Below are 13,970 nucleotides of genomic sequence, written 5' to 3'. Positions count from 1 at the left end.
CCATGGAAAACGACGTCTTTTTTCAATACCTGAAACTTTTCACCGAATATGTACCGCTCTGGGTGCTCTTGCTCGGCGGGGTTGTGATCTGGCTGATCCGCCATCCTGAAAAACTCGAAGCTCTGACACGCAACGTCGAAAGCGCCAAGATCGGCGAGTTCGAGATCAAGCTGCGGGAGGTCAAGGAAAAGCTCGAAACCACCCAGGCGCAGGTCGAGGAACTGGAAGCGGAAAACACGCGGCTGACCAGCTTGTACAACGATTTCGATGCGAATGCCGGGGCGGATGTGCTTCACGCGGTTCGCCAGCAGGTTCATCACCGGGCACGTGAGTTGGGCGATCTGTCGCCGGTGCGCGAGGGCTTGCGCCCCGGTGCCGAACCGGAAGAGATTTTCGTCGCCGCCGAGATGCTGCGCGAGCGGCGCGACATCGACAGTTTCGAGGCGCTGATCGACTGCATCGCGCGGATCGCGGCAGATCCGATGCTGGAGGGGCTACGTTATCAGACGGTCTGGAGCCTTGCCTCGGCGGTGCACAAGACCGTGCTGTCGGATGTCAGTCACAACACGCCGCCGCGCCTGACGGTGGACCAGCTCAAGCGCGCCCGTCATGTGATGGAAAGCCTGATGCAGAATGCCCATGTCCAGGAGGACCGCCCGGATGCGCCGCAGGCGGGGATCCGGGGACCGGCGCAATTCGCGCTGAACTGGATCGAGAAGGGGTTGAAAAAGCACGAGCGTGCGGGAAGAGCCGTTTTTGAGTAATCTGTGATCGCGCCGGGCTTTGTCCGGGTCTTGTGTCTCGACCGTTTGCCGCGTATCTCTCTGCAAACTTTCGAAGACCGACAGGTGAACCCGTGCGCGCTGAAATCCAGAATACCGTGGCCAAGATCGAGAAATCCGTGGCGTTGCTCAAGCAGCGGATGGATTGGGAGACCGCGCCGCACCGGCTCGAAGAATTCAACGCCATGATCGAGGACCCGACGCTGTGGGACGATCCGGCGCGGGCGCAGAAGCTCATGCGCGACCGTCAGATGTTGATGGATGCGGTCAAGACCGCGACCTCGATCGAGACGGAGATGACCGACAATATCGAGCTCATCGAACTGGGCGAGATGGAAGAGGACGAGGAAGTCGTCGCGGATGCCGAGAATGCTTTGAAGGCGCTGGCCGAGACCGCCGCTGAGAAGGAGCTTGAGGCTCTGCTCGATGGCGAGGCCGACGGCAACGACACCTTCCTCGAGATCAACGCCGGTGCGGGTGGCACGGAGGCCTGCGACTGGGCCTCGATGCTGCAACGCATGTATGTGCGTTGGGCGGAGAAGAAAGGCTACACCGTCGAGCTTCAGTTCGAGGAAGCCGGGGCCGAGGCCGGGATCAAATCCTGTGGCTATAAAATCTCCGGGCCCAACGCCTATGGCTGGCTCAAGTCCGAGAGCGGCGTGCACCGTCTGGTGCGTATTTCGCCCTTCGGCAAGGGCACGCGCGAGACGTCGTTTGCCTCGGTCTGGGTCTATCCGGTGGTCGACGACAATATCGAGATCGAGGTGAACCCCGCCGACATCCGCATCGACACCTATCGCTCCTCAGGCGCGGGCGGTCAGCACGTCAACACGACGGACTCGGCGGTGCGGATCACCCACCATCCGACCGGCATCGTGGTGACCTCCTCCGAGAAGTCGCAGCACCAGAACCGCGACATCGCCATGAAAGCGCTGAAATCCCGGCTCTATCAACTGGAGCTTGAGAAACGCTCGGCGGCGATCAACGAGGCGCATGAAAACAAAGGCTCGGCGGGCTGGGGCAACCAGATCCGCTCCTATGTGCTTCAGCCCTACCAGATGGTGAAAGACCTGCGCACCAATTACGAGACCTCGGACACTCAGGGCGTGCTCGACGGCGACCTCGATAAATTCATGGCGGCGACGCTCGCGATGGATGTGGCCGGGAAATCCCGCGCCGACGCGCAGGGCGAATAAGCCCCAAACGATCAGGCGTCAGTCGGTGAGAACGTCCATCGCCGCCTCCCGTTGCGGCGAGGCGGGGGCGCGGCCTTGTTGCAGTTTCAGCATGTGGAAGGTGATCCGCCAGAGGTGATAACTCACCCGGAGGAGCCAGCGCATCGCGTCGAGCCGGAGCCCCATCTCCTCGGCGGAGAGGCCCCGTCCGGGCGTTTGCTCCATCGTATGGAGGCGGAAAATTTCCCGCTGATCCTGCATCAGATGGCGCAGGCGTTTGAACCGGCTTTCCGAGGCGCTGAGGCCTTCATCTCTGCCGGTTTGCGCCACGCATAGCGCCAGCACCCGGGCCAGACGGCTGAGGCGGCGATCCCGCGCCAGGGCTGCGATGCGACTGTCCTGGGTGCAGCGGAACTGCAACCGGCTCAGGTGGTCGAGCACATGCAGGATCGTGGCGCGTTGCGCGATGCGGGCCGGATCATCGGTGGCGGCAATCCCTTCGACATAGGCGCGCAGCTCGGTGATCGCCTCGCGCAATTGGCGCAGATGGGCGGCCTCGTCGCGGCTCATCTCCGGATGCAGGATGCGGCGGGACAGACAGGTGAAATGCGCCCGCGCCAGCATGTCGAGGGTCGTGGCGGCGGCATCGTAGGCGAGGTTCGGATCGGCCAGCAATTCCTTGCCCAGAGCGCCGGTCAGCACCGTGCTGCGGTCGCGCACGATCCATGTCACCAGCCGCGCGAAAGGTGTGGTGAAGGGCAGGATCAGCAGCACGCCCAGAAGGTTGAATCCGGTGTGAAAGGCCACGAGCGCGATCTGCGGATCGACGGGCACGGAGGGCAGGGCGATCAGCGTGCTATAAGGTGTGAGCAGGAAAAACGCCATGGTCGCGGTCAGCAGGTTGTAGATCACATGCGACAACCCGGTGCGCCGCGCCGCCGTGGAACCGCCCAAGGTGGCGAGCGCTGCGGTCACGGTGGTGCCGACATCCATGCCGATCACCAGCGCCAGAGCCTGTGGCAGGTTGATCGCACCGGCGCCCAGCACGGCAAGCGCCGTGGCGACACCCGCACTTGAGGATTGCGTGACGATGGTGATGGCCATGCCGATGCCAATCAGGGCGAGGCGTCCGAAGATTGTGTCGCGTGGAAAATCCTCGGGTGTGATCAGCCCTTCGAAACCGCTGAGGCTCGATTTCATCACGTCGATACCGAGGAACAGAAGCGCAAAGCCAGCGAGCGCCAGGCCGGCGAATTTGAGCCTCGGCCCGCCGAACATCCGCGCCAATGCGCCGAGAAACACGAGGGGCAGGGTGATCTGCCCCAAATCCATCTTGAAACCCAGAACGGCGGTGATCCAACCCGTGATGGTGGTGCCGATATTGGCGCCGAAGATGATGCCAAGCGCCTGCGGAAAGGTCAAAAGCCCGGCGCTGACAAAGCCCACGGCGGTCACGGTGGTGGCGCTTGAGGACTGGATCAACGCCGTGGTCACCGCACCGGTCGCGGCCCCGCTCAGCGGCGTGCGGGTGAAATGCGCCAGCGCATGGCGCAGCGCCGGACCCCCGAGTTCGCGAAGTCCTTCGGTGAGCCAGATCATGCCGAACAGGAAAAGCCCGACACCGCCGAGTGCGTTTACGATATCTGCGAACATGATGTTTAGAACACTCCCAAAGGTATTTCATAACGGGCGTTTGATGACGTCAAGCATAGGGATAAGTCGAGCCGGGGGCTTTGATCTATGGCCGATAGGACGGGAATGGGACCATTCACGGCCCTGTGATCGCTGCCTGTGTGACAAACTCACCGACAGAGGCTTGAGGGTTCGCATACTAAGGTCGACAAAGTGGGAAAACCCATAAGACAAAAGGAAACGCACAATGACGAAGCTCTTTGGGGGCCAATGGCCCGAGGCGGCTCTTCGTTCGGGAGGAGCATGCAGATGACGGAGATTAATCCGACGGAATTCACCCCATGGGTCTCGTTGATCGGCGGGGCGCTGATTGGCTTGGCGGCGGTGCTTTTGATGGCGATTCAGGGCCGAATTTTCGGTGCGACGGGCATTCTTGCCGGGTTTATCAGCCCGGCGAACTCGTCGGACTGGGCTTGGCGGGCGGTGCTTTTGGCCGGGATGGTGACCGGGCCTTTGGTGTTCATGCTGTTCACCGGACATATGCCCGCAGTCGAGGTGCCGGTGTCGAAGCTGGCGCTGATCGTTGGCGGGGTCATCGTCGGCATCGGTGTAACATATGGCTCTGGCTGTACCTCCGGGCATGGCGTTTGCGGCAATGCCCGGCTCTCGCCGCGTTCCATTGTGGCGACGCTGTCCTTTATGGCCTCCACGGCCGTGACGGTGTTTATCATCCGCCATGTGTTGGGAGGGGAATGAGATGAAACTGATCCTGACCTATGTCATCGGCCTGATCTTTGGCGTCGGCATCTCTATGTCCGGCATGGCGAACCCCGCAAAAGTCCTTAATTTCTTTGACTTTTTCGGGGTCTGGGATCCGTCCCTGATGTTCGTGATGGGCGGCGCTGTCACCGTGAGCTTCTTTGGCTACCGCTGGCTGTTCAAACGCTATGAGACCCCTGCGTTCGAGCCGAAATTCATCGTGCCGACCTCGCGTGAGATCGACGCGAAACTGGTGGGCGGATCGCTTGTCTTCGGCGTCGGCTGGGGCATCGCGGGCTTTTGTCCGGGCGGTGCACTTCCGGCGCTTGGCACCGCAGATTCGAATGTCTGGGTGTTCTTTGTCGCATTGGTGGCGGGGATTTTTGCCGCCAAATTCATGATGAAGCTGACCGCAAGCCGCGGCTTGAAAAAGGCGTAAGCCACGGTCGGCAAACCGTCGGATTTGTGTCGGACTTTTGTCGGGCACAGGCCGACCCGAAAACCGTAGCGGTGTGCCAGACCGGCGTGCCGGTGTCGCAACAGATACTGAGACACAGAAGAGATACAGAGGAGAAACCCATGGGTTCCAACTACCCCGTCGACATGTCGGTCAAACCCGACGTCAAAGCCTTTTTCGATCCGGAGACCTGGACGATTTCCTATGTGGTGAAAGACCCGAAATCGGACGCCTGCGCCGTGGTCGACAGCGTCATGGACATCGACTATGCCGCCGGTCGCATCACCTATAAGAGCGCCGACGAAATCATCGCCTATATCAAAGAACAGGGGCTCAAGCTGGAGTGGCTGATCGAGACCCATGTCCATGCCGACCACCTGTCGGCGGCGCCCTATATCCAGGACGCTCTGGGGGGCAAGATCGGCATCGGCGAGCATATCGTCACGGTGCAGGAAACCTTTGGCAAGGTGTTCAACGAAGGCACTGAGTTCCAGCGTGACGGCTCGCAGTTCGACCGTCTGTTCAAGGATGGCGACACCTACACCGTCGGCACGATGCACTGTTTCGCCATGCACACGCCGGGCCATACGCCCGCTTGCATGGTGCATGTGATGGGCGATGCGACCTTTACCGGCGACACGCTGTTCATGCCCGATGGCGGTTCGGCGCGGGCCGACTTCCCGGGGGGTGATGCCTCCACGCTGTATGACTCGATCCAGAAGGTTCTGGCGCTGCCGGACGACATGCGCCTGTTCATGTGCCACGACTATGGCCCGAACGGTCGCGACATCGCGTGGGAAACCACGGTGGGGGCCGAGAAGGAACACAACATCCACGTCGGTGGCGGCAAGTCGAAAGACGATTTCGTCAAATTCCGCACCGAACGCGATGCGCAGCTCGCCATGCCGCGGCTGATTATTCCCTCTTTGCAGGTGAATATGCGCGCCGGTGAATTGCCGCCGCCGGATCAGGACGGTAAGACTTTCCTCAAAGTTCCGGTGAACGGCCTCTGATCGCATCTCTGACGCGTGGGGCCATCCGGTCCCACGCACAGGAGACGCGACAATGGATTTCAACAAGATCAACGACCAGCTCACGGTCAGCAGCCAGATCACCCCCGAAGAGGTGACGATCCTCAAAGAGAAGGGGTTCAAGACCCTGATCTGCAACCGCCCGGATATGGAAGTGGAGGGCGAGATCTCGTCGGAGGTCATGGAGAAAGCGGCGCTCGAGGCGGGGTTGAACTTTGCCTATCTGCCGATCTTCCCCGGCCAGTTCCCGGAAGAGCTGATCGAGGAAACCGCCCGGATTTTCGCGGAAGAGGCGGGGCCGGTTTACGCCTATTGCCGTTCGGGCACGCGCTCGACGACCGCTTGGGCCCTGTCGCAATCGGGCCGGATGGACCCGGAGGAGATCATCTCGCAAGCGGCGGGTGCGGGCTATGACATGCGGGGGTTGCGCCCCTATCTGGCGGGATAACGCGCGCTGTTCGTACGTCGTCCCGCCGCCACAACGGTTTTCGGGACGACCGCCTGAGGGGGGCGAACCGTCCCCCAATAAGGAGACGCACGAATGGAACTCAAGAAGATCACGGACGGCCTGTCGGTCTCCGGTCAGATCCAGCCCGAGGACATGGAGAAGCTCAAGCGCCGCGGTTTCCGCGCGGTGGTGTGCAACCGTCCGGATGGCGAAGCGGCGGACCAGCCGACCCATGAGGAGATGGAGCAGGCGGCGAAGGCCGCGGGGCTCGAATTTCTCTACCTGCCGGTGACGCCGGGCATGGTGACCGAAGAAACCGCCACCGCGTTTCGCCACGCCCTGACCGAACTGCCGGGGCCGGTGTTCGGGTTTTGCCGCACGGGCACGCGGACGACGACGCTGTGGTCCTTGGCGATGGCCAAGGAGAAATCCGTGGTCGACATTCTCGCCGCGACCAAGGCCGCGGGCTACGACATGACCGGCGTGGCGCGTCGGATCGCCAATGGCGGCGTGACGCCCACGGACTCTGTCGAAGATGCCAAGCATGACGTGGTGATCGTCGGCGGCGGGGCTGCGGGCGTGGCCGTGGCGGCCTCGCTGAAGTCGCGCAAGCCCGATCTCGACATTGCGATCATCGACCCGGCGGATATTCACTATTACCAACCGGGCTGGACCATGGTCGGCGCGGGCGTGTTCGAACCGGCGACTACGGCGAAGACCATGGGCTCGCTGATCCCGCGCGGGGTGCATTGGCTCAAATCCGCAGTCGCGGCGTTTGAGCCGAAGAACAACGCGGTGATCCTCGATGGTTGCCGGGTTGTGAAATACGACCGGTTGATCGTTTGTCCGGGTCTGAAACTCGATTGGGACAAGATCGAAGGCCTCGTGGAGACGCTCGGCAAGAACGGCGTGACCTCGAACTATCGCTATGACCTTGCGCCCTACACCTGGGAGCTGGTGAAGGGGCTGAAGGGCGGCAAGGCCGTGTTCACCCAACCGCCGATGCCGATCAAATGCGCCGGTGCGCCGCAAAAGGCGATGTACCTCTCCGCCCATAACTGGGAACAGGCGGGGGTTCTGAAGAACATCGACATCCAGTTCATGAATGCGGGCGGGGTGCTGTTCGGCGTGAAGGACTATGTGCCTGCGCTGGAGAAATACGTCGAGCGCTACGGGGCGAACCTGAATTTCTTCCACAATCTGAAATCCATCGACGGCCCGGCGAAAAAGGCGACCTTTACGGTGGCGAAGCCGGACAGCGAGCCGACGGAAGTGACGGTCGATTTCGACATGATCCATGTGGTCCCGCCGCAGAGCGCGCCGGATTTCATCAAGGTGTCGCCGCTCTCGGATGCCGCCGGGTGGGTCGATGTGGATCAGATCACGCTGCGCCACAAGGAGTATGACAACATCTGGTCCTTGGGCGATGTGATGAATGCGCCGAACGCGAAAACCGCAGCCGCCGCGCGGATGCAGGCGCCGATCGTGGCGGAAAACGTCGCCGCCGACATCGATGGCAAAGGACCGCAGGCGGGCTACAACGGTTATGGGTCCTGCCCGCTGACCGTCGAGAAGGGCAAGATCGTTCTCGCGGAGTTCGGCTATGGCGGGGTGCTTTTGCCGTCCTTCCCGAAATGGGTACTCGATGGCACGAAACCGACGCGCAAGGCGTGGTTGCTCAAGGAACAGATCCTGCCGCCGATCTATTGGAAAGCGATGCTGCGCGGCAAGGAATGGATGATCAAACCGGAAAAAGTTTCGGCGAAATAATGTGAACCGGGCCGGGGGCGAAGGTGACTTCGCCCCTTGTTGCCCGCAAGAACAGAAAGGACAGGCACGCCGTGTCGTTCGATCCTCGCGTTTTCAAACGCTACCTCCCCATTCTCGACTGGGGTTCGAAATACAACGCCAACGCTTTCGCCAATGACGGCATCGCCGCGATCATCGTGACGATCATGCTGATCCCGCAGTCGCTGGCCTATGCCTTGCTTGCGGGGCTGCCGGCGGAGGCGGGGCTTTATGCCTCCATTGTGCCGATCATGCTCTATACGGTGTTCGGCACCTCGCGGGCGCTGGCCGTCGGGCCGGTGGCCGTGGTGTCGCTGATGACCTCCGCCGCCGTGGGGGCCGTGGCGGAGCAGGGCACGGCGGGTTACGCCACCGCCGCCATCACGCTTGCCTTCCTGTCGGGGGCGATGCTGGTGACGCTCGGGCTGTTCCGGCTCGGGTTTCTGGCGAATTTCCTGTCGCACCCGGTGATCGCGGGCTTTATCACCGCGTCTGGCGTGCTGATCGCGGCCTCGCAGCTCAAACATATCCTCGGCGTCAGTGCTGGCGGGCATACGCTCGTTCACTTGCTCGAAAGCCTCTGGACCCATCTGAGCGAGATCAACTGGATCACGCTGGTGATCGGGGTGCTGGCGACCGCCTTCCTGTTCTGGGTGCGCAAGGGGCTCAAACCGCTTCTGCGCAAAGCGGGTCTCGGTCCGCGTCTGGCCGATGTGGTGACCAAGGCGGGGCCGGTGGCCGCCGTGGTGGTGACGACGCTGGTCGTCGGTGTGTTCCGCCTCGATCAACACGGCGTGCGGATCGTCGGCGAGGTGCCGCAGAGCCTGCCGCCCTTCACCTGGCCGATCAGTTCGCTGGCGCTGCTGAAGCAACTGTTCATTCCGGCGCTGCTGATCTCGATCATCGGGTTCGTGGAATCCATTTCGGTCGCGCAAACGCTCGCGGCCAAGAAACGTCAGCGGGTCGATCCCGATCAGGAATTGATCGGTCTGGGCGCGGCCAACCTCGGTGCCGCGTTCACCGGTGGTTTCCCGGTGACGGGCGGGTTCTCGCGCTCGGTCGTGAACTTCGACGCGGGCGCGGAAACCCCGGCAGCGGGGGCGTTCACCGCCGTCGGTCTCGCCATCGCAGCACTCTTCCTGACGCCGCTGATCTACTTCCTGCCGCAGGCCACGCTGGCCGCGACGATCATCGTGGCTGTGCTGTCTCTGGTGGATTTCAAAATCCTCAAGACCACATGGGGTTATTCGAAAGCCGATTTCACCGCCGTGCTCGCGACTATCGTTCTGACGCTGATCTCCGGCGTCGAGGTGGGCGTGTCGGCGGGGGTGATCCTGTCCATTGCGCTGCACCTCTACAAGACCTCGAAACCGCATATCGCGGAGGTGGGTCTTGTTCCGGGCACCGAGCATTTCCGCAATATCAAGCGGCACGAGGTGCTGACCACGCCGGAGCTGGTGACCATCCGCGTCGACGAGAGCCTGTATTTCGCCAATGCGCGCTTTTTGGAGGATTACATCCTCGACCGCATGGCGGAGGACAAGGCGCTCAAACATGTGGTTCTGATGTGTACGGCGATCAACGAGATCGACAGCTCGGCGCTTGAGGCGCTGGAAGAGGTCAACAGCCGCCTTGCCGACAACGGCATCAAGTTCCACCTGTCCGAGGTCAAAGGGCCGGTGATGGATCGCCTGCAACGCTCGCATTTCCTGCACGACCTGACGGGGCAGGTGTTCCTTAGCCAGTTCGCGGCGATGAAGGCGCTGGGGGATGTGACAGGTCCGACCCCCGCAACCGACGCGGCTTAAGAGTGAAAGCGCCCTCCACTGGAGGGCGTTTTCTTTTGTGTGGTCAGGAGCGGAGAGGACGGCTTTGGGCATATTGCCCAAGCCAGACCGAGCCGAAAATCAGGGTCATGCCGATGATCTGCGGCAGGGACAGGGTTTCGCGCGCCACGAGAACGCCCAAGAGTACGGCGGTGACGGGGCTGAGAAAGCCGAGCGGCGCGACGCGCTCCGGCCCGATGGTGGCGATGCCACGAAAAAACAGGAAATAGGCCAGCGCGCCGCCGATCAGCCCGAGGAACAGAAAGCCCGAGACATTGGCGAGGCTGAGCGCCGGAAGCGGCGGGTCGATCAGGAGCGCGAGCGGCAACAGCAGCACGCCACCTGCAATCAACTGCCATGAGGTGAACACCAGAGGCGGCACGGGTGGGGACCATTTGCGGCTCAGAACCGTGCCGGTCGCCATAGAAAGCGCCCCGATCAGCGCGGCGGTGATGCCGACGGGATCGAGGGCGGCATCGGGCGAGAGCACGAGACAGGCGACACCGATCAGCCCGGCAATCCCCGCGAGGACCGCCAGAGGCCGGATTGCATAGCCCAGCAGCAGGCGCGCGAGGATCAGAACGATGAGCGGCTGGGTTGCGCCCAGAGTGGCGGCCACCCCGCCGGGCAGGCGGTAGGCGGCGATGAACAGGCAGATGAAGAACAGGGTGAAATTGAGCCCGCCCAGAACCAAGAGTTTCGGCACCCAGTCCCAAGTCGGCAGCTTGCGCAGGATCAGGAGCAGCAAAAGCCCCGCTGGCAGGGCGCGCAAGAGCGCGACGGTGACCGGAATGCCCTGGGGCAAAAGCGTGGTGGTGACGAGATAGGTCGCGCCCCAGATCGTGGGCGCAAGGGCGGTCAGGGCAATGTCGCGGGGGTGTGCGGGGTGGGGCATATCGGGTCTTTCGTTTTATCTTGACGTCAAGATAAGTCGTGAAATCTTGACGTCAAGATAAATTTCTGAGACCGTGACCGGATGGAAGATACGACACTCACACTCGACGATATTCGCGCACAATGGGCGCGGGAACGGCCCGATCTCGACACCGGGCCGATGGCGCTTTTGGGGCGCATGGCGCGACTGACGCGGTTGCTTGGTGCGGAGATGGAGGCCACTTTCGCGCGCCACGGTCTCAATCAGGCGAGCTTCGATTTGCTCGCGACGCTGCGCCGGGCGGGGGCGCCCTATGCGCTGAGTGCGGGGCAGTTGATGGCGCGGATGATGATCACATCGGGATCGGTGACCAATCGGATCAACAGGCTTGAGGCGCAGAACCTTGTCGAGCGCCGGGCGGACGAAGGGGATGCGCGCAAGGCGATCGTGGCGCTGACGGAGGCGGGATTTGAGGTGATCGAGCGGGCGGTGGCGGACCATGTTGCGACGCAGAAACGGCTGACGGATCGGCTCAGTGCGGAGGAATTTTCCGCCCTCGACGGGCTTTTGCAGGGCTGGCTGGAGCGGCTTTAAAACCGGGCTCTGAGGATGCGGGCGACGAGCTGGGCATGGTCGGGTTCGATCTGCCAGCTTGCGGCGACTTCCCATGCCAGGGCGGCGGTTTTCTCGGCGGCCGTGGCGGTCTCGGGCCGGGTGCGGAGCCGGTCATAGGCGCGGTGATCGACGCGGGCCTCGTCCCAGTCGATCAGCGCCGGGCCTTGGTCGGTGTGGATCAGATTGCCTGCGGTGAGATCGCCATGGATGACGCCGGTTTCACTGCCAAGCGCTTGCCACGCGCAGCGGCAAAGCGCCATGAGATCGGCGGGCAGGGCGGTAAGATCGACATCGCCGCCGGTGGTTTCTGTAAGGAGTTCGCATGACGAACAAAATTCAGGGCGTTGCGGGAGGTTTGCCGTGGCGGCGTGGAACGCGTCGATGCGCTCGGCGATTTGCGGCAGGTCTTCGGGCTGAAACGGGCGGCCTTCGATAAAGGGTTCGCAGGTCCAGCCATCGGCGTTGAGCCGTCCGGTCCGGTCGGGGATCAGCCGGGGAGTGACAAAGCCCGCAGTCTCGGCGGCGGCGTGGACGGGGGCAAGCCAGCGCAGTTGCGCCTCCGTGCGGCGGGTGGATTTGAAGACCAGATCTCGCGCCAGCTCGGAGGTGCGAAAGACCGCATTGCGATGCCCACCGCCCAAGGGTTCCAGAGGGGCGGAGATGCCCCAGAGGTGAATGGGCGGCAGCATCAGTATACCAGTCGCACGAGGCCGAGGGTCAGGATCGGGAAGGCGACGAGGATCGCGACGCGGATCAGGTCGGTGAGGACGAAGGGCAATGTGCCTTTGAAGGTCTCGGCGATTGGCACTTCGGGGTCCAACGCGTTGATGATAAATAGGTTCATGCCAACAGGCGGCGTGATCAACCCAACCTCGACGACGATCAGAACGATGACGCCGAACCAGAGGCCGAATTCGCCCGGCGGCAGGCCGAAGTCCAGCCCGGACATGATCGGGTAGAGGATCGGGATGGTGAGGAAGATCATCGAGAGACTGTCCATGACGCAGCCGAAGGCGAGATACATCAGGAGAACGGCCACGAGGATCAGCCATGGCGAGAGGGTCAGCCCCTCGGCCCATCCGGCGGCGGCCATGGGCAGGCCGGAGAGGGCGAGGAAATTGTTGAACATTTTCGCGCCCAAGAGGATCAGGTAGATCATGCCGGTGGAGGATGCGGTTTCAAGAATGGCTTCGCCGATCCCGCGCCATGTGAGCGCGCCGGAGAACAACGCCACAAGCCCGGTGCCAGCCGCGCCGACGGCGGCGCCTTCGGTCGGGGTGAAAACGCCGAGATAGATGCCGCCGACGACCGCGCCGAAAATCACGAGGACGGGCCAAACCCTGGCGAGCGCGGTGAGGCGTTCGGACCATGTGGCAGGGGCGCGAGAGGTGCAGCAATCGGGCCGGAGGCGGACATAGATCGAGATGCAGATCATGTAACCGATGGCGGCGAGAAGGCCGGGGACGAAGGCGGCCATGAAAAGCTTGGCGATGTTTTCCTCGGCCAGCATGGCATAGACCACGAGGATGAGAGAGGGCGGGATCAGGATGCCCAGCGTGCCGCCCGCCGCCAGAGAGGCGGTGGCGAGGCGGCCGGAATAGCCGTAGCGTTTGAGTTCCGGGAGGGCGGTCTTGCCCATGGTGGCGGCGGTCGCGAGCGAGCTGCCGCAGATCGCGCCAAAGCCCGCGCAGGCGCCGACGGCGGCCATGGCGACGCCGCCCTTGCGATGGCCGAGCCATGTTTCTGCGGCCTTGAACAGCCCCGCCGACATGCCGCCCAGAGTGGCGAAATGGCCCATCAGCAGAAAGAGCGGGATGATCGAGAAGGAATAGGAGGAGAACTCGCCATAGGTCAGATGTTTGAGCTGGCTCAGCATCATCAGGGAGTTGCCGTTCAGGAGATAAGCTCCACCGAAGCCCACGACCGCCATGGCGACCCCGATCGGAATGCGCAGGAAGATGAGCAGGAGAAGGACGGGGAAGGACCAGAGGCCGATCTCGATGCGGCTCATGCGCGTGCCTCCCGCAGAACGAGGGCGCGGGCGGAGCGGATCACGCAGAACCCGGCGGTGATCACGGCGACGACCATGGCGGCCATGGCGGCACGATAGCCCCAGACCATCGGGATTTGCAGGATGAACGAGGTCTCGCCGTAAGCCGCCTTGTCGAGCGTGCCGAGCCAGAGCCGCCAGGTGAGCCCGGCGGTGAAGCCGAACATGAGCAGATCGCCTGCGAGATCAAGGAGGCGGTTGGGCAATGCGCCGAGCGCCGGTCGGATCAGATCGACCCGGGCATGGGCGCGGGCATATTGCGCGTAAGGCAGGGCGGTGAAAACGGCGAAGCCGATGCCAAGCTCGACCAGTTCGATGTCGCCGGGCAGTGGCCCGAGCCCGATCCCCCCGAGCGCGCGGCCCGTGACCGAGACGCAGGTGACTGCGATCACCGCGAACAATCCGAAACCACCCAGATAGGCCGTCAGCCGCGCCAACTGGCCGACCCGTTTCGACAGGATGTCATACATGAGAACTACCCTCATTGCTGAGACGGGTTTACCGGCTGCACTTGGGCGGTCAACCGCAAAACG

Annotated in this window: 14 protein-coding genes; 9 read left to right on the top strand and 5 right to left on the bottom strand. The window is 62.8% G+C overall.

What is annotated here, in order from left to right:
• Window positions 1–2: 2 nt before the first annotated feature.
• Both NH195_RS16495 and prfB read left to right on the top strand, forming a co-directional pair.
• Entirely contained in the window at window positions 3–764 is a 762-nt protein-coding gene (locus NH195_RS16495; protein WP_066709413.1) for a hypothetical protein, read from the top strand.
• A 92-nt stretch (window positions 765–856) separates the two neighbouring features.
• Window positions 857–1,978, top strand: coding sequence for a peptide chain release factor 2 (gene prfB, locus NH195_RS16490; protein WP_066709406.1), 1,122 nt, complete (start codon window positions 857–859; stop codon window positions 1,976–1,978).
• An 18-nt stretch (window positions 1,979–1,996) separates the two neighbouring features.
• On the opposite strand, the gene NH195_RS16485 is transcribed toward prfB, so the two are convergent.
• The gene (locus tag NH195_RS16485; RefSeq protein ID WP_066709404.1) at window positions 1,997–3,610 is read right to left on the bottom strand and encodes a Na/Pi cotransporter family protein; all 1,614 of its coding nucleotides are present in this window, start codon (window positions 3,608–3,610) and stop codon (window positions 1,997–1,999) included.
• Between the two features lie 288 nt (window positions 3,611–3,898).
• On the opposite strand from NH195_RS16485, the gene NH195_RS16480 reads away from it, so the two are divergent.
• The 6 genes from NH195_RS16480 to NH195_RS16455 all read left to right on the top strand — a co-directional run bounded on the left by NH195_RS16480 (window position 3,899) and on the right by NH195_RS16455 (window position 9,880).
• Complete coding sequence (locus tag NH195_RS16480) at window positions 3,899–4,345, top strand: YeeE/YedE family protein (RefSeq protein ID WP_202906520.1); 447 nt, start codon at window positions 3,899–3,901, stop codon at window positions 4,343–4,345.
• Between the two features lies 1 nt (window position 4,346).
• The gene (locus NH195_RS16475; RefSeq protein WP_066709398.1) at window positions 4,347–4,787 is read left to right on the top strand and encodes a DUF6691 family protein; all 441 of its coding nucleotides are present in this window, start codon (window positions 4,347–4,349) and stop codon (window positions 4,785–4,787) included.
• 140 nt (window positions 4,788–4,927) lie between these two features.
• Window positions 4,928–5,818, top strand: coding sequence for an MBL fold metallo-hydrolase (locus tag NH195_RS16470; protein ID WP_066709391.1), 891 nt, complete (start codon window positions 4,928–4,930; stop codon window positions 5,816–5,818).
• A 52-nt stretch (window positions 5,819–5,870) separates the two neighbouring features.
• A complete protein-coding gene (locus tag NH195_RS16465) occupies window positions 5,871–6,284 on the top strand; it encodes a protein tyrosine phosphatase family protein (RefSeq protein WP_066709388.1) in 414 nt (137 codons plus the stop codon).
• 93 nt (window positions 6,285–6,377) lie between these two features.
• Window positions 6,378–8,054, top strand: coding sequence for a bifunctional protein tyrosine phosphatase family protein/NAD(P)/FAD-dependent oxidoreductase (locus NH195_RS16460; protein WP_066709384.1), 1,677 nt, complete (start codon window positions 6,378–6,380; stop codon window positions 8,052–8,054).
• A 71-nt stretch (window positions 8,055–8,125) separates the two neighbouring features.
• Window positions 8,126–9,880: a SulP family inorganic anion transporter gene (locus tag NH195_RS16455; protein ID WP_066709381.1), complete on the top strand. Its 1,755-nt coding sequence runs from the start codon at window positions 8,126–8,128 to the stop codon at window positions 9,878–9,880.
• A 43-nt stretch (window positions 9,881–9,923) separates the two neighbouring features.
• Here the strand turns inward: NH195_RS16455 and NH195_RS16450 are convergent, their stop codons facing one another.
• The gene (locus NH195_RS16450; RefSeq protein WP_066709377.1) at window positions 9,924–10,793 is read right to left on the bottom strand and encodes an EamA family transporter; all 870 of its coding nucleotides are present in this window, start codon (window positions 10,791–10,793) and stop codon (window positions 9,924–9,926) included.
• 81 nt (window positions 10,794–10,874) lie between these two features.
• Between NH195_RS16450 and NH195_RS16445 the strand changes: the two genes are divergently transcribed.
• Window positions 10,875–11,366 carry a MarR family winged helix-turn-helix transcriptional regulator gene (locus NH195_RS16445; protein ID WP_066709374.1) on the top strand — a complete coding sequence of 164 codons (492 nt, stop codon included), beginning with the start codon at window positions 10,875–10,877 and terminating at the stop codon, window positions 11,364–11,366.
• Here NH195_RS16445 and NH195_RS16440 read toward each other — a convergent pair.
• Genes NH195_RS16440 through NH195_RS16430 form a run of 3 tightly spaced genes read right to left on the bottom strand, consistent with a single transcriptional unit; the run spans window position 11,363 to window position 13,922 of the window.
• Window positions 11,363–12,076 (bottom strand): phosphotransferase enzyme family protein, encoded by a 714-nt coding sequence (locus NH195_RS16440; RefSeq protein ID WP_066709371.1) that lies wholly within the window; start codon window positions 12,074–12,076, stop codon window positions 11,363–11,365. The genes NH195_RS16445 and NH195_RS16440 overlap by 4 nt on opposite strands.
• Entirely contained in the window at window positions 12,076–13,398 is a 1,323-nt protein-coding gene (locus tag NH195_RS16435) for a TRAP transporter large permease (protein ID WP_066709369.1), read from the bottom strand. The genes NH195_RS16440 and NH195_RS16435 overlap by 1 nt, the downstream gene beginning before the upstream one ends.
• Window positions 13,395–13,922 carry a TRAP transporter small permease gene (locus tag NH195_RS16430; protein WP_155846208.1) on the bottom strand — a complete coding sequence of 176 codons (528 nt, stop codon included), beginning with the start codon at window positions 13,920–13,922 and terminating at the stop codon, window positions 13,395–13,397. The genes NH195_RS16435 and NH195_RS16430 overlap by 4 nt, the downstream gene beginning before the upstream one ends.
• Window positions 13,923–13,970: the final 48 nt, after the last annotated feature.

This window comes from Celeribacter ethanolicus (assembly GCF_001550095.1).
In the GTDB taxonomy this organism is placed as follows: domain Bacteria; phylum Pseudomonadota; class Alphaproteobacteria; order Rhodobacterales; family Rhodobacteraceae; genus Celeribacter; species Celeribacter ethanolicus.
Note: the sequence above shows the minus strand (reverse complement) of the source record. Positions and strands in the feature narration are given on the sequence as shown.